The following is a 20,224-nucleotide window of genomic DNA, read 5'->3' on the forward strand; positions in this document are numbered from 1 at the left end:
CGTCATGCGCGCACGGTGCTGGCGCGCGCCGGCGGGCGCATCGCTCCGCCCGCGGCGCTCACCGGACTCTGACGCGCCGCGCCCGGCGGCTCAGCGCGGCGGCCGCAGCCCCCGGCGCAGCCGCCAGAGCGCCGTCGTGACCGCGAGCCCCGCCAGCCCGAACACGAGGTAGAACGCCGCGAACGCCCAGTTCTGGACGCGCAGCGCGATCCCCGCCACCCACAGCTGGTAGAGCGCGAAGGCGCCCGTCAGCAGGCAGAGGATGGGGGCGAGGATGGAGAGGAGGCGGGGGGACACGGGGAGGCGGGAGGGGTGGGGGCGGGCGATCGACGGCGGGAGTCGCGACTCCCGCTTCACCGAACCGTCAACTGCACAGGTGCCCCACCGCCACCCCCTGCATCGACCCCTCGAACGCCTTCGCGAAGCCGGGCTGCGCGATCTTCTTGTGCTCGTAGACGCGGTTGGCCTTCTCGTCGTGGAAGTACCAGTTCTCGAGCACGGCCAGCTCGCGCTTCGCGCAGTTCACGCGCACGATCGTGCGCGAGCTGGTCAGCTCGCCGCGCGGCGACTTCACGGGCTTCACGAACGTCACGCGCAGCGTGGCGGTGGTGAGCCCGTCCTTCGTCGCCAGCGTGCGGCGGTCGAGGAGGACGGGGTTGCCGACGACGGTCTTGCCGATCTCCTGCCAGCGCGGCTGCGCGGCGAGGAGGGAGAGGAGGAGCAGGGCGCGCATGCACGGACGATGGCGACCGCCGCGGGGTGGCGCAACGCGCCCGGGGTGCGCATCGTCGGGGGGTCCGCCCCTCCCACCCACCCCACCCATGCGACTCCTCCTCCGCACCGTCGCCGCGGGCGCGCTCCTCGCCGCCCCGCTCGCCCCGCTCGCCGCCCAGGCCCCCGCGGCGGCCGCGCCGGCCGCCGCCGCCGGCATCCGGCAGGACCTCGTGGCGCAGCTCGAGGACGCCGAGAAGAAGCTGATCGCCCTCGCCGAGGCGACGCCGCAGGACAAGTACGGCTGGCGCCCCGCCGCCGGCGTGCGCTCGACCAGCGAGGTGTTCATGCACATGGCCGGCGCCAACTACATGATCCCGCCGATCGCCGGCGCGGCGCGCGCCGCCGGGCTCACGCTCACGCCGGACAGCGAGAAGACGGTCACCGACAAGGCCGCGGTGGTGAAGCACCTGCGCGAGTCGTTCGCCTACGCCAAGCAGGCCGTGCTGGGCGTCGCCGACGACCAGCTCTCGGCGCCGGTGACGCTGTTCGGGCGCCCGTCGACCAAGCGCGGGGTCCTGGTCCTCATGGCGACGCACGCGCACGAGCACCTCGGCCAGTCGATCGCCTACGCGCGCACGAACGGGATCGTGCCTCCGTGGAGCGGGGCCGGCGGGGGGAACGACTGAGCGCCGCCCCCGGAGGCGCCCCGGGCGCGGAGGCGGCGCGGGCGCTCGAGCGCATCGACGACGCCTTCGCCCTGACCGACCGCGAGTTCCGCTACACGTACGTCAACCCGGCCGCCCTGCGGCTGGTCGGCAAGACGCGCGAGGAGGCGCTCGGCCGCTCGCTGTGGGAGGTGTTCCCGGCGACGGCCGACAGCGAGGCCGGGCGCGAGTTCCGCCGCGTGGTCGACGAGGGCGCCGAGGCGCGCTTCGTCACCCACTACACCGGCGAGGGGTACGACCTCCACCTGGAGGTGCGCGCGTACCCCACCGGCGACGGCGGGCTGGCGCTCCTGCTGCGCGACGTCACCGCGCGCGTGCACGCCGAGCGCGCGGAGCGGGCGCTGCGCGAGCGCGAGGCGTGGGTGCGCAGCGTGTTCGAGCAGGCGCCGGTGGCGGTCGCGGTGGTGCGCGGGCGCACGATCGCCGACGCGGTGTTCGACCTCGTGAACCCGCGCGGCCTGGAGATCCTCCCGGTCGGGCGCCGGGCGGTCGGGCGGCGCGTGCGCGACGTCCTCCCCGAGGCCGACGGCGGGCTGCTGGCGCTGCTGCAGGAGGTGCTGGACGCCGGCGCGCCGCGCTCGATCACCGACTACCGGCTGCCGCTCGACCGCGACGGCGACGGGGCGCCCGAGGACTACTGGTTCTCGTTCGTCTACCACCCGCTGCGCGACGCCGACGGCGCCGTCGCGGGGCTGGTCGCGGTGGGGGTCGAGGTGACGGAGCGCGTGCGGTCGCTGCGCCGCGCCGAGGCGCTCGCGGAGGCGCTGCGCGAGAGCCGGGCGCGCGCGCGGGCGCTGTTCGTGGACGCCCCGCTGCCGATGTGGGTGTTCGACCTCGAGACGCTGCGCGTGCTCGACGTGAACGAGGCGGCGGTGGCGCACTACGGCTGGCCGCGCGACGCGTTCGTCGGGATGTCGGTGGAGGCGCTGCGCCCGGCCGAGACGCTGCGCGAGCTGCACGACGCGCTCGCGGGCGCGCGCGAGGAGCTGGCGCGCGGCGAGCGGTCGCTGGCGCGCTTCCAGACCCGGCACCGCACGCGCGACGGGCGCGTGGTGGACGTGGAGCTGGCGGCGCAGAACACGACCTACGGCGGGCGCCCCGCGCGCATCGTGCTCGCCGCCGACGTGACGGCGCGCGTGGACCTCGAGGAGCGGCTGCGCCAGGCGCAGAAGATGGAGGCGGTGGGGCGGCTGGCCGGCGGCGTCGCGCACGACTTCAACAACCTGCTCACCGTCATCGGCGGGAACCTCGAGTTCCTGCAGGCGGACCTGCCGCCGGGGCTGCCCCCCGACCACGCGGCGCGCGGCGACGCGGCGGAGATCGCGCACGCCGCCGAGCGCGCGCGCGGGCTGGTGCGGCAGCTGCTCGCGTTCAGCCGGCGGCAGCCGGTGCGCCCCGAGCGGCTGCGCGTCGCGGAGCTGGTGCGCGGCGCGGAGAAGCTGCTGCGGCGCGTGATCGGCGAGGAGATCGTGCTCGCCGTGCACGTCGCCGACGAGGCGCTGGCGGTGCACGCCGACCCCGGGCAGCTGGAGCAGGTGCTGATGAACCTCGTCGTCAACGCGCGGGACGCGATGCTGGAGCCGCGGCACGGGCACGCGGGCGGCGGCGGCGCGGTGGAGGTCGAGGTGGCGCCGGCGCGGCTGACGCCCGGCGAGGCGGCGGCGTGGGACGGGCTCGCGGCCCGCGACGACGGGCGCTACGTGCGCCTGACGGTGCGCGACAGCGGGCACGGGATGGACGACGCGACGCGCGCCCGCGCGTTCGAGCCGTTCTTCACGACCAAGGCGGTCGGCGCCGGCACGGGGCTCGGCCTCTCCACGGTGCTCGGCATCGTGCAGCAGGCGGGGGGCGGCGTGCGCGTGACGTCGGCGCCGGGCGCGGGGACGCAGGTGACGATCCTGCTCCCCGCCGCCGACGCCGGCGACGAGACCGTGGTGGGCCGCCGCCCGGGCGACGGGACGCGCGCGGGCGCGCCGGCGACGGTGCTGGTGGCGGAGGACGAGGCGCCGGTGCGGGCGCTGCTGCGGCGCGCGCTGGAGCGGCACGGGCACCGCGTGCTGGAGGCGCGGCACGGCGGCGACGCGCTGCAGGCGTGGCGGCGGCACGCCGGCGAGATCTCGGCGGTCATCACCGACCTGCGCATGCCGGAGATGGGCGGGCGCGAGCTGGTCGCGCGGCTGCGCGCCGAGCGCCCGGACCTCGGCGTCGTCTTCCTGTCGGGCTACGCCGACGAGGTGCCGGGCCCGCTCGGCCCCGGCGAGCGGTTCGTCGAGAAGCCGTTCGTCACCGCGACGCTGATCGAGGCGCTGGCGGCGGTGCTCGACGGCGCGGCGCGGCGCTGACCGGTCAGGCGGCGCGCGCGACCGCCGCCGCCGCCGGGCCGCCCGGCGCCGCGCGCGACAGCCGCCGCTCGGCGGGGCGCACCACGAACGCGTGCACGGCCGCCGCGGCGGCGATGCAGACGGCCATCGTGCCGGTCATCGCGACCGCGGTGCGCCCGTCGAAGAGCGCGGCGGCGAGCGCGCTGGCGCCGGCGCCGACGAGCATCTGCAGCCCGGTGAGCACGGCGCTCGCGGTGCCGGCGATGTCGGGGGTCGGCTCGAGCGCGCCCTGCGCGGCGTTGGGGCGCACGACGCCCTGCGCGAGGTTGTTGACGACGAGCAGCCCGACGAGGGCGAGCGGGCCGAGCGCGCGCGACGCCGCGAGCGCGAGCAGCACGAGCGCCACCGCGCCCTGCGCCGCGAGCCCGGCGCCGATGAGCGTCGCCGGCGCGGCGCCGCGGCGCGCGAGGCGCGCGTTGACGAACGCGCCCGCCATCAGCCCGAGCGACGGCAGGGCGAACAGGAGCCCGTACGTGCCGCGCGGCACGCCCATCAGCCCGATGAGGACTAGCGACGAGCCGGAGACGTAGGCGAACAGCGCGCCGAAGCCGAGGGCGACGACGAGCGAGTGCCCGAGACTCACCGGGTGGCGGAGGACGCGCGCGTAGTTGGCGAGCGTGCCGCGCACGGTGAGGGCGGCGGCGGCGCGCGGCGCCGACTCGTCGAAGTGGCGCGCGGCGGCGGCGAGCAGCACCAGCCCGCCGGCGGCGAGGACGCCGTAGATCCCGCGCCACCCGCCGGCCGCCGCGACCCACACGCCGAGGGTGGGGGCGACGATGGGCGCGACGCCGGCCGCCAGGTTGACGTACGACTGCCGCGCCCGCGCCTCGGCGCCCGAGAAGCGGTCGCGGACGGTGGCGAGGACGAGCACCTGGCAGGCGCCGGCGGCGGCCCCCATGAGGAAGCGCCAGGCGAGGAGCGCGGGGAGCGACCCGGCGAAGGCGCCGAGCGCGCCGAAGCCGGCGAAGGTGGCGACGGCGGCCAGCATCACGGGGCGGCGCCCGACCCGGTCGGAGACGGGGCCGAAGAGCAGCGGCCCGAGGGCGAACCCGGCCATGAAGACGCTGAGCGTCAGCGCGGCGGTGCTGGCGGGGACGCCGAGCGAGGCGCCGGTCTCCGCGAGCACGGGGAGCCCCATGTCGGTCGAGAACGCCGCCAGGGTGACGAGGCTGCCGAGGAGGAGCGTGAAGCCCACGCCGTGGGGGCGGAGTCGGGTCATGGACGCAGGGTAGCGCGACCGGGCGTCGGCGTCCAAGACTTCCTGGCGTCGCCGTGATAAGCCGAGATTATCACAGGAGCCCGGGATGGAGCTGCGTCATCTCCGCTATTTCGTGGCGGTCGCCGAGGAGCTGCACTTCGGGCGGGCGGCGGCACGGCTGCACGTGGCGCAGCCGGCGCTGAGCCAGCAGGTGGCGGCGCTGGAGCGCGAGCTGGGGGTGCTGCTGCTGGCGCGGACGCGGCGCTCGGTGGCGCTGACCGAGCCCGGCCGCGTGTTCCTGGTCGAGGCGCGGCGGACGCTGGCCCAGGCGGCGGCCGCGGGGCGGGCGGCCCGGCGCGCGGCGGCCGGCGCCGCCGGCCGGCTGCGGATCGGCTACGTGGACGTGGCGCTGTGGGGGGTGCTGCCGTCGGTGCTGCGCGCCTACCGGGAGCGGTATCCGGCGGTGGCGGTCACGCTGCACGAGCGGCTGCCGCACCAGCAACTGCGCATGCTGCGCTCGGGCACCCTCGACGTGGCGATCGGCCCGCCCCCACCGGTCGGCAACCTGTCGGTGGCGCCCGTCTCCGACGATGCTGTCGTGGTGGCGCTCCCCGATGGCCACCCGCTGGCGGCCCGCGCGGCGCTCGACCTGGCCGAGCTGGCGGACGAGCCGTGGGTGCTGGTGCCGGCGCGGACGCCGACGCGGCTCGGGGCCGTGATCACCGCGGCGTGCGCCGCCGCCGGCTTCGCGCCGCGCGTGGCCCAGGAGGCGCGGCAGCTCGACGCGCTGGTGGCGCTGGTGAGTGCCGGGCTCGGGGTGACGCTGGTCCCCGCGTCCGCCGAGCGGGTGGGGCGGCCCGGGGTCGCGTTCCGCCCGCTGCGGAGCCGGCGCTCCGGCTGCCGCTGGTGGCGGCGCACCGGGGGGAGGCGGCGCCGACGGTGGGGAGGTTTGTGGAAGTGCTCGGTGAGGCGAAGTCGGGAACGGCGAGTACGGGTGGAGCGAACTCGGGAACGGCGAGCTCGGGTACCACGAACTCGGGTGGGGCGAGCTCGCACGTTCCGAGTTCGCCCCACCCGAGTTCGCAGTCTCCGAGTTCGTAGTACCCGACCTCGCCTTACCGTATCAGAACGGCAACTCGTCGTCGTCGTAATCCGTCGGCGCGTCGGCGTCCGAGACCGGGCCCCAGTCCATCTTGGGGGGCGGGGCGCTCGGGCGGGCGGGCTGCGGGCGGGCGGCCGGTGCGCGCGACGGGGCGGGGGCGCCAGCGGGGGCGGCGGCGCGGCGGGGGGCCTCCCCCTCGCGCGGGGGCCAGATCACGCCGGGGCACCCCTCGCCGCCCTGGAACTTGGGCTTGTTGCGGCACTTGAAGTCGGGCGCCCGCGGGTTGCGCTTGCTGGTCCGGTCGTCCCACATGCGCCCGCCGCAGACCGGGCAGGCCGGGTCGTCGTCGGTGCCGGCGGCGGCGCGCGGCTCGGGGGGCGCCGCGTTGGGGTCGCGCGGGGGCCAGATCACGCCGCCGCACGCGGCGTCCTTGCACTTGAAGTCGGGCGCGCGCGGATTGCGCTTGTTCTCCCGGTTGTCCCACATCGCCCCCTGGCACTTGGGACAGTCGGGGACGGCGGACGGATCGACGGCGGGCTGCGAATCGGGGGGCATCGGAACGGCGGGCGGGAACGACCATTGCGCCGCAGTCGGGCGGCGGTCCGGCCACGCAGGATACACCGGACGCGCCCGTCCGACCACGTCCGCGGCGGGGCGGCAGCGTCCGCCCGCCGCCCCTTCGTTAGCCCGCCGGCCGCCCACGGCTGAGCCGGACCGCCCCCGTCCTCCGGGGGTACCAGCACTCCTCGCGCGCGGCGCCGACGGGATTCGGCCGCCGCTGTCGCTTCGGCTTATTTTCGGTATGTTGCGAGGGGCGTTCCGCGTCCGCTCGCCCGCTGCTCGTTGGACGTTTCACTCGAGGGTTGACCCGTGCTCGTGACCGTGACTCCCCGTCTCCGCATCCACCGCGATGAGGTGCTGGCCGCCATCCTGAAGGGCAACACGGTCGTGCTGCGATTCGTCGCCATGAAGCCCATGCGCCTGCCGGTGGACGACCTCACCGACGAGGCGCGCGAGTGGCTGCTCCCGTCGCTCGCCCCGCGCGACATCCCGCAGCCCGGCGACTGCTCGTGCCAGGACGACGCGCAGGCCGAGGAGGTCGAGCAGGAGGCGGAGCGCGACCTCGGCGGGCGCCGCTGACCGCGGCGCCGCGGTCAGCGCGTCGTCAGGCCCGGACGCCGGCGTCCGTCCGCTGCGCGGGGGGGAGCGCGGGGGGCGGCGCCGGCTCGCCGTGGCGCGCGACGTAGTCGCGCAGGTTCTCCGGGTCGTACGCCGGGGACGCCGAGCGGCGGCGCTCGAACACGCTCGGGTGCACCGCCTCGAAGGTGTGGGCGGGCCGCCCGTCGCCGCCCCTCCGCTCCGCGCGGATGGGGCGGCGGTGCTCGCCCATGACCTTGTAGAAGGTCGACATCGAGTCGTGGAGCGTGCCGTCGCAGCGCGCGCGGAGCGCGTCGGCGGCGCCGGGGCGGAAGGCGAGCCCCGCGCCCGCGGCGCGGTCGATCATCCAGGCGAGCGCGGCGTCGGAGAGCCCGCAGTCGGCGTAGCCGCCGCCGACGTTGGCGTGCACGCCGGCGAACCACACCTGCTCGACGACCTGCGTGCGCCCGGGCGTCAGGTCGGCGTCGGGGATCTCCCACAGCGACGGCGCGAACGGCTTGCGGCGCTCGTCGATGGCGAGGGCGTGGAAGGCGTGGTCGACGCGCGCCGACAGCCCGACGTCGTGGAAGCCGTACTTCCGCCGGGTCCACCACCCGACCGGGCCGCTGGTGGGGACGCCGAGCGCGCCCACCGAGTCCCACACGCCGAGGCAGTGGATGCGCGGCTCGTGCGCGTACGCCTGGCGGAAGGCGACCGACTTGGCGGCGCGCGGGTGCGCGTCGGGGGCGCGGTCGCGGTACAGCGCGTACGCCTCCTCGACGCGCGCGCGGTGCTCGCGCTTCAGCAGCCCGCTGTTGCGCACCAGCCCGGCGATCGAGCGCGCGGTGTAGGCGCCGCGGCTGAAGCCGAAGAGGAAGAGCTGGTCGCCGGGCTCGTACTGGTCGACGAGCCACCCGTAGCACGCCTGCACGTTGCGAGAGAGGCCGACGCCGAAGGCGCCGCCGAGCACCTTCTCGTGCCAGGGGCCGACGCCGACGCCCTCGTGGTAGTACGTGCGCTGCTCGACGCCCGCCGCGTCGCGCTCGGCGACCGCGCGCGCGAGCTTGGCGACGTTGGTGAGCCCCGCGCCGTCGTCCTTCGCGTGGTCCTTCGAGTTCCAGGTGCCGTCGGCACACACCACGAGCCGCTTCATGCGACGCCTCCGCTGCCGCGAGTCGCCGCCATCGTGGGGCGCGCGGCGCGACGCGTCAAGGGTCGGCGTCAGCCGCGCGGGCGCACCACGGTCGTGAAGTCGGCGGTGGCGACGACGCGGCCGTCGTCGACGACGCGCGCGGCGCCGCGCAGCTTCGCCACGCCGCGCTTGAAGGCGCGCAGCGTGACCTCGAGGGCCAGCGTCTCGCCGGCGCGGGCGCGGCCGCGCAGCCGCACGCGCTCGAGCCCCGCGAAGTAGCCGACGACGCCGGCCGAGGTGTCGACGAGGTCGACGAGCAGCGCGGCGCTGGTCTGCGCGAGCGCCTCGACGACGAGCACGCCGGGGAGCCCCGGCTCCCACCCCGCGCCGCCGAACCCCGCGACGCCGCCGGTCGCCCACTCGTTCCCCGTGACCTGCCGGTGCCCGACCACGCGCTGCCCGCGCGCCATCACGTCGATGCGGTCGACGAGGAGGATCGGGTAGCGGTGCGCGAGCAGCCCCGGGAGGGTGTCGGCGTCGTAGCGCGCGACGGGGAGAGGGAGGGGGAGCGGGTCGGCCATCGCTCACACGTTAGCCGGGGGACGGGTCGGCGAGGAGGGCGTGGTCGGGTGGGGCGTGGCCTGGTGGGGCGTGGTCTGATACGGCGTGGTCTGATACGGCGTGGTCTGATACGGCGTGGTCCGGTGCCACGTGAGCCGACTCCGACAGGCGAGGGTCTCGCCGTTCCGGACCACGCCGTTCCGGACCACGCCGTACCGGACCACGCCGTCCGGTCTATCACGCGAGTGACAGCCCGTGCCGCGCGATCAGCTCGTAGAGACTCGGCAGCTCCGCCTCGACGCCGTGACGCGCGCCGGCGGCGAGCACGCCCGCCATGTCGGGGCCGCGTCCGGTGGCGGCGTCGGGGACGTGGGCCGCGACGTCCTCGTAGTAGCGCTCCATCCCGCCGGGGGAGGCGACGACCAGGACGCGCGCGGGGCGCGGCGCGTCGACGTCGACCCAGAAGGTGTGGCGCGCGCCGGGGGGGACGACGGCGCTGCTCCCGGCGGGGAGGCGGCGCTCCTCGCCGTCGAGCCAGAGCCAGAGCGTCCCCTCGAGGACGTGCAGCACCTCGCAGACGCCGGCGTGGCGGTGCACCGGCATCGCGACGCAGCCCGCGTCGAGCGTGTGCTCGAGCACCGACGCGGCGCCGCCGCTCGCCTCGGCGCGGACGCGCACCCGGGTACGGAAGCGGCGGATGTCGGCGGCGGTCCCGGCGTCGGGCGCGGCGACCAGCGGGGAGGCGGCCGACGTCACAGGGGATCGGAGACGAGGAACACCGGGGCCCCGCCGGTCGAGATCTCGAACGCGTGCCTCGCCGTCGCGCGCCCGCCCGGGCTGCCGAGCGCCGCCTGCATCGCCTCGGCGCTGTCGAACTCGAGGTGGGCGACGAGGTGGTACGGGGCCGGGCCGCCGCCGGGCGCGCCCGCGACGTGCCACGCCCGGAAGCGCGCCGTCGGCATCCGCTCGGCGACCATCGGCGCGTGCTCCTCCCGGTAGCGGCGGTCGAACGTCGCGGCGTCGGTCGGGGTCGGGTAGAGGACCTGGAGAGTCGGCATGGGGCCAGGTGGGGCGTGGTCAGGTACGGCGTTCTCGCATACGGCGTGGTCGGGTACGGCGTGGTCGGGTACGGCGTGAACAGATACGGCGTGAGCCCCCAGCCGGAAGGCCGAAGGTCACGCCGTATCAGACCACGCCGTATCGGACCACGCCCTACCAGGCTCTCACTTGATCCTCGCCCTCTCCAGCGTCGTCGTCGCCGTGGGCCCCGTCCCCTCGCGCGCCACGAGGTAGACCGAGCCATCGGGCCCGAAGCCCATGATCTGGCGCCCCGGCGGCGTCTGCACGCGGTCGACCAGCTCGCCCTTGGCGTTCACGACGTCGTAGACGAGCGCGCCGGCCTGGGTGGGGGCGGCGGTGGTGCGGACCCAGACGTTGCCGCTGGCGTCGGCGCGCGACGCGTTGGCGAGGAAGGCCGGGCGGTAGTCGGGGAGCTCGCTCGGGTCGACGAACTGCAGCGGGGGCGGGGCGGGCATGTTGGTGGCGCCGTTCGGGCCGCCGACCACGGTGGTGTTGGCCCCGCCCTCGACCACGCGCCGCTGCTCGCCCCCGCCGCGCGGCGGCGGGCCGCCGGGGCCGCCCGGGCCGTCGAAGTTCATCACGATGCGCGGGCCCATCGCGGCCATGTCCATCCCGCCGACGGCGCCCATGCGCGCGCGCTGCGCCTTCACCGAGTCGATGAACGCCGACTTCTGCTCGTCGGTCAGCCGCTGCCAGTCGAAGGAGACCTTCGGGAGCGTCTGCAGCTTGCCGTCGGCGCCGACCAGGTCGACGCGGTACTCGCGGCCGCGCACGATCGCCACCGAGCCGTCGCTCAGCACGGCCCAGTCGTCGACGACCGGGAGCGGGTTGACGAGCGACTGCATCGACATGCGCCCGTCGCCGCTCTCGGTGATCTGCATCCTGATCTTGGGCGTCTTCACGAACGCCAGCGTGTCGACGGCGCGCGAGACGAGGTCGACGCGCACGAGCGGCGCCGAGTCGGGCATCTCGGGGGGCGCGAAGGCGCGCGCGCCGCCGCCCGGGGCCGCGCCCGGCGCGCCGCCGGCGAAGCGGAACTGCGGCATCGCGCGGTACACGAGGCGCCCCCTGGCGTCGAAGCCCGGGGTGCCGAACGCGGCGCTCACCAGCGCGTTGGCGTCCTGCGCGCGCGGCACCGACATCGTGCGCCCGACCTTCCCCGCCGGGTCGATGACCAGCATCGACATCGACTGCGCGTCGACGAACAGCGTCGAGTCGCCGCGGTAGGGGATGAGCCCCCCGATGCGCCCGCCGTACGCGTTCCCGGTGGCCGGCGTGGTGTCGGCGATGACGGCCGCGGCGGCGAGCGTCGAGTCGAGGAGGACGACGCGGCGCTGCAGGGCGTCGTTGAGCAGCACGCGCCCGCCGGGGAGCGCGCGCACCGACGTCACGAGGCCGATCGGCGCGGACGACGTGGCGACCACCGGCCCGAGCGGGCGGATGGGCGGGCGGGGCTGGGCGTGCGCGGCCGCCGGGGCGAGCGCGAGCGCGAGGAGGGGGAGACGGCGCATGGTGGAATGTGTGTGGAGGACTGCTTGCTGCGACATGCGGACCGCGGACTGCGGACTGCGGACTGCGGACTGCGGGTTCGGAATCCGCAGCCCGCAGCCCGCAGCGCTCTTCACTGCCGGATGATCACGCGCTCGACCCCGCCCCCGCCGCCGCCGCCCATCATCACCTGGCCGCCGCCCCCGCCCATCATCATGCCGCCGCCGGTGAAGCTGGCGGTGCCGGAGCGGATCGAGGCGAGGTAGCGGGGCTCGAGGTAGCCGGCCACGAACGCGGGGAGCCGGCGGTGCTGGTCGGCGGTGAGCAGGCCGCGCACGTGCGGGGCGAGCCGCGCCAGCAGGTCGATCGAGGCCTGGCGCGCGCGCAGCCAGCGGTCGTACGCGGCGCCGTGGTCGTAGTCGTCGGGGAGCGCGCCGAGGTACTTGGTGACGGGCGTCCAGATCGAGTCGCTGCGGATCGTGAACCAGCGGTTGAGCGTGGCGATGCTGTCGGCCTGCGGGCCGGTGAGCCGCAGCGAGTCCTGCTGGCGGAGGATCGTCGCCATCGGGTTCGGGATCCCGCCGCCGGCGTACATCGCCCGCAGCAGCTGCTCCGGGGCCTTGGTGCCGTTGGTGCGGCGGCCGCGGTCGAGCTGCTGCGTCAGCAGCTGGCGCTCGCGCGTCGGGCCGACGTCGAAGCGCATCATCGCCGTCACCGTCACCGGGGCGCGGAACGCGCTGCGCTGCGGGCTCGTCTCGCCGAAGCGCTGGTTGACCTCGTAGCGGTAGCGCTGCGTCTGGGGGTCGAAGCCGCGCACGTACAGGAGCGACTGGTCGGGGAAGTTCTGCTGCCCCCACCCCTTCAGCCCGTCCTCGCCGTTGAGCAGCATGTCGGCGGCGCCGAGCGGGTTGCTGACCTGCAGCGACACGGTGGCGCGCTGCGGCATGCGGAACTTCACCGGGTTGAAGGTCAGCGACAGGATCGCCGACGACGTCCACGGCCCCTGGCACGAGTTGCGGCCGGCGAGCGCGCCGACCTGCCTGCGCAGGCAGTCGCGCGCCGCCGCGGGGCCGCTGCCGAGCAGCTGCTGCATGGCCGAGGCGACCGCGGGGTCGCTCGTGCGCGCCGGGTCGAAGACGAAGGCGCGGTCGTTGGCGTAGCCGTCGCCGTTGACGTCGCCGGCGATCGTCGGCGTGAACGGGAGCCCCGAGCGGAACTGCCCGAACCAGTTCACGCGCACCGCGTCCCAGAAGTTGTAGCCGAGGGTGTACTGGACCTGGTGGCGCGAGTCGAAGGAGCCGCGCGCCCACTCGACGTCGAGCGGGTTGCCGGCGGTGCTGGAGAAGCCGCGCACCTGCTCGCGCACGTTGCTGTACGTGTACGCCGCGCTCCAGAGGAACTTGGCGCTGAAGGTGCTCGGGTTGACGCGCAGCTGGAGCTGGCGGCTCTCGGAGCGCAGGTCGGAGCGCAGCTCGCCGACGCGGGCGAAGTCCTGCGACACGCGCGCCTCGCGCCCGGCGATGGCGCCGGTGAGCGGGACGATGCTGGCGGGGCGCGCGTACACCGGGCGGCCGCCCTCGTCGACCAGCACGAACTGCTGCGTCGGCGCGAAGTTGAGGTCGACCGTGCCGGGCTGGTTCAGGTTGCGCGAGTACGTCCCGTCGACCGTCGCCGTGAGGCGGTTGTCGAGGAGCGGGCCGCTCCACTGCAGGTTGGAGCGCAGCGAGCGCGCCGCCGCGAAGTCGCGGGCGAACAGCGAGACGTTGGGCGCGGCGTTGGCGAACACGCTGCCGGTGGTGCCGTCGACGCAGGTCGTGGGGACGCTGCCCGCGTTGGCCGCCCACGCCGACCAGTCGGCCGTCGGGGTGGCGGCGCCGACGCACGACAGCTGCTGCACCGCGCCGGCGAGCCCGGTGTTCTCGAGCATCCCGCTGACCTGCTGCGCGCCGGGGAGCCCCTGGAAGACGCCGACGCCGCCGCGCACCACCGCGCGCGGGCCGCGCACCGCCCCCTCGAAGCCGGGGATCTGCGGCGCCTGCCCGTACTGCCAGGAGAAGCCGAGGCGCGGGCTCACGTACACCCGGTCGGGGGTGCGGTCGTTGCGCGCGCCGAACAGCCGCTCGACCTCGGGGTTGCGCTGCGGGTCGGCGAGGAAGCGGTTGGCGTCGAGGCGCACGCCGTACTGCAGCTGCAGGTCGTTGCTGTACCGGAAGGCGTCGCCGAGCGAGACGGCGCCGACCAGCAGGCCGCCGCTGCTGGCGCGCGGCGTCAGCAGGCGGCTGTACGACGCGGGGCGCCCGGCCTGCAGGTCGGCCAGCGAGTTGTACGCGAACGAGCCGAGGTAGTTGGCGCGCTGGTCCTGCGCGTAGCCGTCGCGCCGCAGCTCGCTGGTGAACTTGAGGCGGTGCTTGTTGTCGGCGCTGAACCACGACAGCTGGTTCATGTAGCCGACGGTCGAGTTCTCCTGCACGGCGTTGAACATCGGGCTGCCGCCGAAGCCGAGGTTCTGCACCCCGGTGGTGCCGTCGGCGAACTGCGAGTTGACGCGCACGCGCGCCCCCGGCAGGTCGAGGAAGGGCGACATCGTGCTGCGCCCCGCGCTGGCGCCGAGGGTCGTCTCGGTGAGCACGCCGACGCCGAGGATCGTGGCGTAGGAGCTGTGGCGCGCCTGCAGCCCGCCGTTCCACCCCGAGCGCTCGCCGGTGAACGCGGGCACGTCGGTGACGGCGCCGCCCATCGGGCGCTGCCGGTTCCACCCGCCGTTGAACGTCAGCGTCATCGACTGCCCGCGCGTCGACGACGGCGGCGAGAAGTCGATCGCGCCGAACACGGTGCCGTTGTCGCTCAGCCGGTCGCCGGGGAGCCCGCCGACGGTGGTCGGGACGCGCGCCTGGTCGAGCAGCGACAGGAGCCGCGCCGCGGAGTCGGCGGCGACGCCGGCCGACTGCAGCCCGAGGGCGCCGGTGTTCAGCAGGTTCTGGAAGTCGTTGGCGCGGCGCCCGAGCTGGTACGACAGCGAGTAGAACGCCTGGTCGGGCCGGATCGGCCCCGACACCAGCCCGCCGAGCGACAGATTGGTGTACTGCTGGCCGAGCGCGCGGGCGGCGCGGTCGGTCCACTGCAGCTGCGGCGCGTCGAGGTTGAGGCTCATCCCGCGCGTCACGAAGTTCGAGCCGCCGCGGGTGCGGAGGCCGAACTGGGCGCCGGAGAAGCCGCCGCGCGACACGTCGTACGGCGACGTCGAGAGCGACGAGCTGACCGCGGCGTCGCGCGGCAGGTTGCCGCCGCCGAAGTTCATCCCGTTGAGCGTGGTGTTGTTCTGGTCCGCGCCCAGCCCCAGCACCGAGAAGCCGTTGGCGCCCCCGTCCTGCCCCGGCACGAGCTGCACGCCGGGGAGCGACGCGGCCATCGCCGCCAGGTCGCCCAGCTGGTCGGCCGGCACGGTGGCCGCCGCGTTGGCGATCGCCCGCTCGGAGCCGCCGATGTCGGGCTGCAGCTGGTCGTTGCGCGACACGCGGTCGCGCGGCGCCTGGATGCGCACGGCGTCGAGCACGGTGCTCACCGACTGGAGGCGCGCGTCGGCCACCAGGATCTCCTGGTCGGCGGTGCGCTTGACCTCGAAGCGGCGCTGCGCGTAGCCGACGGCGGCGACGGTCACCATGTAGTCGCCGTCCCCGTTCGGGAAGGTGATGGTGAAGCGCCCCTGCCGGTCGGTGCGCGCCGAGCGCGTCACGTTGCCCGAGATGGAGGTGGCCTGCACCACCGCCCCCTCGACCGACGCCGAGTCGGGGCCGGTGATCCGCCCGCGGATGACGTCCACCTGCTGGGCGCGGAGCGCGGCGGGGGCGACGGCGACGGACGCGGCGACGGCGCACGCCAGGGGGACGAGCGGGGACGGCGGACGGCGGGGGCTCACGGCGGGTCGGAGCGGGAGGGGGGGGCGGCCGGCACGACGCACTCTTGGACCCGCGGCGGCGGCGGAGGGTTGTCGCCCGCGGACACATTACCCCCATTGGCCTGGGGCCGCCCCACGGCGTACTCTCCCGCATGGCCCTGTCCGACCTCCTGCTCGCGCTCGGCGGCACCCCCGAGGGGGCGCGGCTGGAGCGGATGCGGCGCTCCCCGCACTTCCAGGACGGGGCGTTCCGGAACCCGGTCCCGACCCGGAAGACGCTGCCGGGGACGATGGCCGAGACGGTGCGCCGGCAGCTCGGGGGGCCCGAGCAGCGCGTCCCCCCCGCCCCGCTCCCCGTCGCCTCGGGGGCCAAGGAGGCGCTGGCCGTCCTCCCCGCCTCGGGGTTCCGGGCGACCTGGCTGGGGCACTCGACGGCGCTGATCGAGATGGACGGGCACCGCGTCCTCGTGGACCCGGTCTGGGCGGAGCGGGCCTCCCCCTCCCAGGCGGTCGGGCCGCGGCGCTTCCACCCCCCGCCCCTCCCCCTCGGCGCCGTCCCGCCGCTGGACGTCGTGCTGATCACGCACGACCACTACGACCACCTGGACATGGCGGCGGTGCGGGCGCTGGTGCACAACAAGGCGCACGCGCGGGCGCGGTTCGTGGTGCCGCTGGGGGTCGGGGCGCACCTCGAGCGGTGGGGGGTCGCGCCGTCGCGGATCGCGGAGCTGGACTGGGAGGAGAGCGTGGACGTCGGCGCGCTGACGCTGACGGCGACGCCGGCCCGCCACTTCTCGGGGCGGTCGGTGCGCGACGGCGACCGCACCCTGTGGGCGAGCTGGGTGATCGACGGGCCGACGCGGCGCGTCTTCCACAGCGGGGACTCGGGGCCGTGGGAGGGGTTCGCCGACATCGGCGCGCGCCACGGCCCGTTCGCGCTGACGATGGTGAAGATCGGCGCCTACGGGCCGACGTGGCCGGACATCCACCTCGACCCGGAGCAGGCGGTGGCGGCGCACCAGGCGCTGCGCGGGGCGCTGCTGCTCCCGATCCACTGGGGGACGTTCAACCTCGCCTTCCACGCCTGGGACGAGCCGGCGGAGCGGGTGCTGGCGGCCGCCGAGTCGGCGGGGGTGGCGCTGGTGATGCCGCGGCCGGGGGAGCCGGTGGAGCCGGACGCGCCGCCGCCGGTGGAGCCGTGGTGGCGGGGGGTGCGGAAGCGCTGAGGTCAGTCGACCCATGACGCGGCGGGCGGCGGCGCCGAGCTTCCGCCCATGCGCGAGATCACCCTGGTCAACCGCCACACGACCGAGCGCCTCGTCCTGCGGGCCGCGGACGACGGCACCGACCGCGTCTTCCTGCGCGGCTCGCTGGAGCCCGGGCGCCCGGGCCCGCCGCCGCACGTGCACCTGCGCTCCGACGAGCGCGGGCGGGTGCTGGCCGGGACGGCGGGGGTGCGGGTCGGGCGCGCGACGTCCACGCACGGGCCGGGGAGCACGCTCCTCCTGCCGAAGGGGATCCCGCACGCGTGGTGGAACGCCGGCGACGACCTGCTGGAGATGGAGGCCGAGGTCGACGCGGCGGGCGCGTTCATCCCGTTCCTGGCGGGGATCTTCGAGCTGGCGAACGCGTCGCCGACGGGACGGCCGTCGCTGCCGCGGCTGGCGCGGCTGCTGCGGGCGCACCGGCACGAGTACCGGCTGGCGGTGCCGGCGGTGGTGGACCGGGTGCTGTTCCCGATCCTCGCGCGGCTGGCCTGACGCGGCGTCCGCGACGCGCGCGACGCCGTGCGGGCGACGCCGTGCGGGCGACGCCGTCAGCGCGTCAGCCGGAACTCGAAGGGCTGGCGCACGAGCATCGGCACCCCGCACCCGCCGACGCGCGCCGGCGTGAAGCGCGCGCCGGGCACGAACTCGAGCGCGGCACGCGCGAACCCCCAGCCCGTGTAGCGCACCGGCCGCAGGGTGTGCGCGAACGGGACGCCGTGCTCGTCGAGCACGAACTCCAGCGTCGCGTCCCCCGGGACGTTGTTGGCGAGCTCGCCCGGCGGGTACGCGGGGCCGCGCGTCCCGGGCACCGGCCACGGCGTCTCGGACAGCACGTGCACGTCGCGCCGGACGAGCGACAGCGGGTGGGCGCGCGCGGCCGAGTCCACGCCGCCGCCGCGCCCCGCGATCGCGTAGCCGACGAAGACGTGCAGCGCGTCGCGCCGCCCGTCGGACGCCGGGGGCAGCACGCGGGCGCTGTCGGCGGCCCGCAGCGCCCGCACCAGCGCGAGGTCGGCGCCCTGGTCGAGCGAGGCGGCGATCCGCGCCGGGTCCTCCCGCAGGCGCCCGGCGGGCGTCACCACGGCGAGGATCGTGTTCGCGAGCGTCGGCGCGACCGTGTCGGCGGCGGCGCGCGTCAGCGCGGCGCGCGTCGGCCGCGCCGACGGCGCCGCGACCGAGGTCCAGACCGGGAGCCGCACGGGACGCGGCAGCGCCAGGTGCTCGGCCACCGCCTGCAGCGTCAGCTCCGCCCACGGCGACGGCAGCGCGCGTCCGCTCCCGTCGGCGCGGCGGATCGTCAGCACGAGCGTGTCGGTCACCGTGGCGATCGGCGCGCGGAAGACGGTTGAGTCGCACGCGGGCGGCGCGGGCGTGCCGCCGAGGAGGACGAGCAGGGGGAGGAGCATGGCGCGGCGGTCGGTGGTCGGGGCTACGCGTCGCGCACCGGCTCGTAGTGCAGGTAGGCCAGCCCCGACCCCTCGTAGTGCCGCGTCTCGACCAGCCGCAGCCGCGCGTGGGCGTCGCGGTCGGCGAAGAGCGGGCGCCCGCCGCCGACCAGCACGGGGCAGATCTGCACGTGGTACTCGTCGATCAGGTCGGCGCGCATCAGCTGCTGCGCGAGCGACAGGCTCCCCCACATCACGAGGTCCTTCCCCGGCGCCGCCTTCATCTCCCGGATCGCCGCCACCGCGTCGCCCGGGACGACCGTGGCCGGCGGGCCGTCGCCCCACGGCGCCTCGCGCAGCGTGTTGGAGAAGACGACCTTCGGGAGCGCGTTCAGCCGGTCGGCGATGATCTCGCCCGCGCTCTTCGGCGTCGGCCAGTAGTCGGCGAACATCTCGTACGACTTCCGCGCGAGCAGGATGGTGTCCACCCGCTCCAGGAACGCGAGCTGGTCGCGGTCGGCGGCGCGGTTCTGCTCCGTCGACGGGAAGAAGTCGAGCGAGCCGCGCGCGTCCACGGCGTACCCGTCGAGCGAGACCCACTCCTCCAGCACGAGACGTCGCACGTCAGCGTCCTCCGGTGGTCGGTGTGGCGCGCGCGGTGCGCGCGGCCCGCGCCGCGACCCACGCCCGCATGCGGGGCTCCAGCACGTCGAGCGGGAGCGCCCCCTGGCCGAGCAGCGCGTCGTGGAACGCACGCACGTCGAACCGCTCCCCCAGCTCGCGCTCGGCGTGCGCGCGCAGCCCCTTGATGGCCAGCTCCCCGCTCTTGTACGCGAGCGCCTGCCCCGGCCACGCGATGTAGCGGTCGACCTCCTGCGCGATGTCCTGCTCGGTCTTGGCGCTGTTGTCGCGGAAGTAGGCGATGGCCTGCTCGCGCGTCCACCCCATCGTGTGGATCGCGGGGTCGAGCACGAGGCGGATGGCGCGCCACATCTCGTACGTCAGCTGGCCGAACTTGGAGTACGGGTCCTTGTACAGCCCGAGCGCGGGGCCGAGGCTCTCGCTGTAGAGCGCCCACCCCTCGACGAACGCGGTGTAGCCGCCGTAGCGCCGGACGGCGGGGAGGTCGAGCTCCTGCGCCAGCGCGATCTGCAGGTGGTGCCCGGGGACGGCCTCGTGGATCGTGAGCGCCTCCATCTCCCAGGTCGGGCGCATGTCGGGGCGGTACGTGTTGACGACGTACATCCCGGCGCGCCGCGCCTCGGGGGAGCCGCGCATGTAGTACGCGGTGGTCTGCGATGGCGCGGCGTACGACGGGATCGTCCCGACGCCGTACGGGAGGCGCGGGAGCACGCCGAACAGCTTCGGCAGCTCGGGGTCGATGCGCTTGGCGACGTCGCGGTACGCGCGCACCAGGCTCGCCGAATCGGGGAGGTAGAAGCGCGGGTCGGTGCGCAGCATGCGCGTGAACGCCGCGAAGTCGCCCTCGAAGCCGACGGCGCGGATGACGCTGTCCATCGCCGCGCGGATGCGCGCCACCTCCGACAGCCCGAGGCGGTGGATCTCGTCGGGGGTGCGCGTCGTGGTGGTCTGCACCTTCACGTTGTACGCGTACCACGCCGCGCCGTCGGGGAGGTCCGTCGCCGCCAGCCCCTCCCGCGCGCGCGGCACGTAGGTCGTCGCGAGGTAGTCGCGGAAGCGCAGGTACGCGGGGCGCACCGACTCCCCGTACAGCGCGACGGCGCGCGCGCGGATCCGCTCGGCCTCTGCGGCGGGGACGGCGGCGGGGATGCGCGCGAAGGGGGCGAGCAGCGGGGAGCGCAGCGCCTCCTCGGGCACCAGCCCGGCCACCTGCGCGGGGACGTCGCGCAGCGTGACGCGCGGCGGGGTGACGCCGAGGGCGAGCCCGCTGTCGAGGAGCGCGGTGGTCTGCGCGAGCACCGTGGGCAGCGACTCCAGCCGGGCCAGGATGTCGGCGTAGTCGCGCGCCGTGGCCGCGGGCATCCGGTCGAACAGGTCGGCGAGGTACTGCGGCCCCTCGCGCTGCGTGACCGGCATCAGGTCGTCGGGGAAGCGCAGCCCCTCGATCGCCTCGTCGAGCTCGCGCAGCAGCACGGCGCGCGTGAGGCGGTCGGCCTCCGACAGCCGGTCGGCGCGC

Annotated in this window: 18 protein-coding genes and 1 pseudogene; 6 read left to right on the forward strand and 13 right to left on the reverse strand. The window is 75.9% G+C overall.

What is annotated here, in order from left to right; all coding sequences use genetic code 11:
• Positions 1-90: 90 nt before the first annotated feature.
• Both PYV61_RS06240 and PYV61_RS06245 read right to left on the reverse strand, forming a co-directional pair.
• On the reverse strand, positions 91-297 hold the full coding sequence (locus PYV61_RS06240) for a hypothetical protein (RefSeq protein ID WP_275829431.1): 207 nt from the start codon (positions 295-297) through the stop codon (positions 91-93).
• 67 nt (positions 298-364) lie between these two features.
• On the reverse strand, positions 365-733 hold the full coding sequence (locus PYV61_RS06245) for a surface-adhesin E family protein (protein ID WP_275829434.1): 369 nt from the start codon (positions 731-733) through the stop codon (positions 365-367).
• Positions 734-821: 88 nt separating this feature from the next.
• On the opposite strand from PYV61_RS06245, the gene PYV61_RS06250 reads away from it, so the two are divergent.
• Both PYV61_RS06250 and PYV61_RS06255 read left to right on the forward strand, forming a co-directional pair.
• A complete protein-coding gene (locus PYV61_RS06250; protein ID WP_275829436.1) occupies positions 822-1,400 on the forward strand; it encodes a DinB family protein in 579 nt (192 codons plus the stop codon).
• The gene (locus PYV61_RS06255) at positions 1,370-3,781 is read left to right on the forward strand and encodes a PAS domain-containing protein (RefSeq protein WP_275829438.1); all 2,412 of its coding nucleotides are present in this window, start codon (positions 1,370-1,372) and stop codon (positions 3,779-3,781) included. The genes PYV61_RS06250 and PYV61_RS06255 overlap by 31 nt, the downstream gene beginning before the upstream one ends.
• Before the next feature lie 4 nt (positions 3,782-3,785).
• On the opposite strand, the gene PYV61_RS06260 is transcribed toward PYV61_RS06255, so the two are convergent.
• Positions 3,786-5,039: a multidrug effflux MFS transporter gene (locus tag PYV61_RS06260; protein ID WP_275829440.1), complete on the reverse strand. Its 1,254-nt coding sequence runs from the start codon at positions 5,037-5,039 to the stop codon at positions 3,786-3,788.
• Between the two features lie 85 nt (positions 5,040-5,124).
• On the opposite strand from PYV61_RS06260, the pseudogene PYV61_RS26600 reads away from it, so the two are divergent.
• A pseudogene (locus PYV61_RS26600) lies at positions 5,125-5,862 on the forward strand (LysR substrate-binding domain-containing protein); the annotation flags it as partial.
• Between the two features lie 279 nt (positions 5,863-6,141).
• Here the strand turns inward: PYV61_RS26600 and PYV61_RS06265 are convergent.
• On the reverse strand, positions 6,142-6,675 hold the full coding sequence (locus PYV61_RS06265; RefSeq protein ID WP_275829442.1) for a hypothetical protein: 534 nt from the start codon (positions 6,673-6,675) through the stop codon (positions 6,142-6,144).
• A gap of 315 nt (positions 6,676-6,990) precedes the next feature.
• Between PYV61_RS06265 and PYV61_RS06270 the strand changes: the two genes are divergently transcribed.
• Entirely contained in the window at positions 6,991-7,260 is a 270-nt protein-coding gene (locus PYV61_RS06270) for a hypothetical protein (protein WP_275829444.1), read from the forward strand.
• Positions 7,261-7,285: 25 nt separating this feature from the next.
• Here the strand turns inward: PYV61_RS06270 and PYV61_RS06275 are convergent, their stop codons facing one another.
• The 6 genes from PYV61_RS06275 to PYV61_RS06300 all read right to left on the reverse strand — a co-directional run bounded on the left by PYV61_RS06275 (position 7,286) and on the right by PYV61_RS06300 (position 15,434).
• Positions 7,286-8,410: a DUF2235 domain-containing protein gene (locus PYV61_RS06275; RefSeq protein WP_275829446.1), complete on the reverse strand. Its 1,125-nt coding sequence runs from the start codon at positions 8,408-8,410 to the stop codon at positions 7,286-7,288.
• A 68-nt stretch (positions 8,411-8,478) separates the two neighbouring features.
• A complete protein-coding gene (locus PYV61_RS06280) occupies positions 8,479-8,970 on the reverse strand; it encodes a 3-hydroxyacyl-ACP dehydratase FabZ family protein (protein WP_275829448.1) in 492 nt (163 codons plus the stop codon).
• 217 nt (positions 8,971-9,187) lie between these two features.
• Positions 9,188-9,706 (reverse strand): cupin domain-containing protein, encoded by a 519-nt coding sequence (locus PYV61_RS06285; RefSeq protein ID WP_275829450.1) that lies wholly within the window; start codon positions 9,704-9,706, stop codon positions 9,188-9,190.
• Positions 9,703-10,008: an EthD family reductase gene (locus tag PYV61_RS06290; RefSeq protein WP_275829452.1), complete on the reverse strand. Its 306-nt coding sequence runs from the start codon at positions 10,006-10,008 to the stop codon at positions 9,703-9,705. Before PYV61_RS06290 ends, PYV61_RS06285 begins: the two co-directional genes overlap by 4 nt.
• Before the next feature lie 165 nt (positions 10,009-10,173).
• A complete protein-coding gene (locus PYV61_RS06295) occupies positions 10,174-11,541 on the reverse strand; it encodes a hypothetical protein (protein ID WP_275829454.1) in 1,368 nt (455 codons plus the stop codon).
• 110 nt (positions 11,542-11,651) lie between these two features.
• Positions 11,652-15,434 carry a TonB-dependent receptor gene (locus PYV61_RS06300; RefSeq protein ID WP_275829456.1) on the reverse strand — a complete coding sequence of 1,261 codons (3,783 nt, stop codon included), beginning with the start codon at positions 15,432-15,434 and terminating at the stop codon, positions 11,652-11,654.
• A gap of 131 nt (positions 15,435-15,565) precedes the next feature.
• Between PYV61_RS06300 and PYV61_RS06305 the strand changes: the two genes are divergently transcribed.
• Positions 15,566-16,639: an MBL fold metallo-hydrolase gene (locus PYV61_RS06305; protein WP_275829458.1), complete on the forward strand. Its 1,074-nt coding sequence runs from the start codon at positions 15,566-15,568 to the stop codon at positions 16,637-16,639.
• Between the two features lie 48 nt (positions 16,640-16,687).
• Complete coding sequence (locus PYV61_RS06310) at positions 16,688-17,173, forward strand: cupin domain-containing protein (RefSeq protein ID WP_275829460.1); 486 nt, start codon at positions 16,688-16,690, stop codon at positions 17,171-17,173.
• Between the two features lie 56 nt (positions 17,174-17,229).
• Here PYV61_RS06310 and PYV61_RS06315 read toward each other — a convergent pair whose 3' ends face one another.
• The 3 genes from PYV61_RS06315 to PYV61_RS06325 form a co-directional block, all read right to left on the reverse strand.
• Entirely contained in the window at positions 17,230-18,087 is an 858-nt protein-coding gene (locus PYV61_RS06315; RefSeq protein ID WP_275829462.1) for a hypothetical protein, read from the reverse strand.
• Between the two features lie 23 nt (positions 18,088-18,110).
• Positions 18,111-18,689, reverse strand: coding sequence for a dihydrofolate reductase family protein (locus PYV61_RS06320; RefSeq protein WP_275829464.1), 579 nt, complete (start codon positions 18,687-18,689; stop codon positions 18,111-18,113).
• Position 18,690: 1 nt separating this feature from the next.
• Positions 18,691-20,224, reverse strand: a 1,534-nt coding sequence (locus tag PYV61_RS06325) for a DUF885 domain-containing protein (RefSeq protein WP_275829466.1), incomplete at its 5' end; no start/stop codon positions are given.

It is taken from the genome of Roseisolibacter sp. H3M3-2, from assembly GCF_029211165.1.
Classification (GTDB): Bacteria; Gemmatimonadota; Gemmatimonadetes; order Gemmatimonadales; family Gemmatimonadaceae; genus Roseisolibacter.

What these genes read in the sequence shown, in the direction of transcription:
- PYV61_RS06305 (WP_275829458.1), top strand. Translation starts at nt 15,566, where the DNA reads ATGGCCCTGTCCGACCTCCTGCTCGCGCTCGGCGGCACCCCCGAGGGG.
- PYV61_RS06310 (WP_275829460.1), top strand. Translation starts at nt 16,688, where the DNA reads ATGCGCGAGATCACCCTGGTCAACCGCCACACGACCGAGCGCCTCGTC.
- PYV61_RS06265 (WP_275829442.1), bottom strand. Translation starts at nt 6,675, where the DNA reads ATGCCCCCCGATTCGCAGCCCGCCGTCGATCCGTCCGCCGTCCCCGAC.
- PYV61_RS06245 (WP_275829434.1), bottom strand. Translation starts at nt 733, where the DNA reads ATGCGCGCCCTGCTCCTCCTCTCCCTCCTCGCCGCGCAGCCGCGCTGG.
- PYV61_RS06290 (WP_275829452.1), bottom strand. Translation starts at nt 10,008, where the DNA reads ATGCCGACTCTCCAGGTCCTCTACCCGACCCCGACCGACGCCGCGACG.
- PYV61_RS06315 (WP_275829462.1), bottom strand. Translation starts at nt 18,087, where the DNA reads ATGCTCCTCCCCCTGCTCGTCCTCCTCGGCGGCACGCCCGCGCCGCCC.
- PYV61_RS06260 (WP_275829440.1), bottom strand. Translation starts at nt 5,039, where the DNA reads ATGACCCGACTCCGCCCCCACGGCGTGGGCTTCACGCTCCTCCTCGGC.
- PYV61_RS06275 (WP_275829446.1), bottom strand. Translation starts at nt 8,410, where the DNA reads ATGAAGCGGCTCGTGGTGTGTGCCGACGGCACCTGGAACTCGAAGGAC.
- PYV61_RS06295 (WP_275829454.1), bottom strand. Translation starts at nt 11,541, where the DNA reads ATGCGCCGTCTCCCCCTCCTCGCGCTCGCGCTCGCCCCGGCGGCCGCG.
- PYV61_RS06280 (WP_275829448.1), bottom strand. Translation starts at nt 8,970, where the DNA reads ATGGCCGACCCGCTCCCCCTCCCTCTCCCCGTCGCGCGCTACGACGCC.
- PYV61_RS06250 (WP_275829436.1), top strand. Translation starts at nt 822, where the DNA reads ATGCGACTCCTCCTCCGCACCGTCGCCGCGGGCGCGCTCCTCGCCGCC.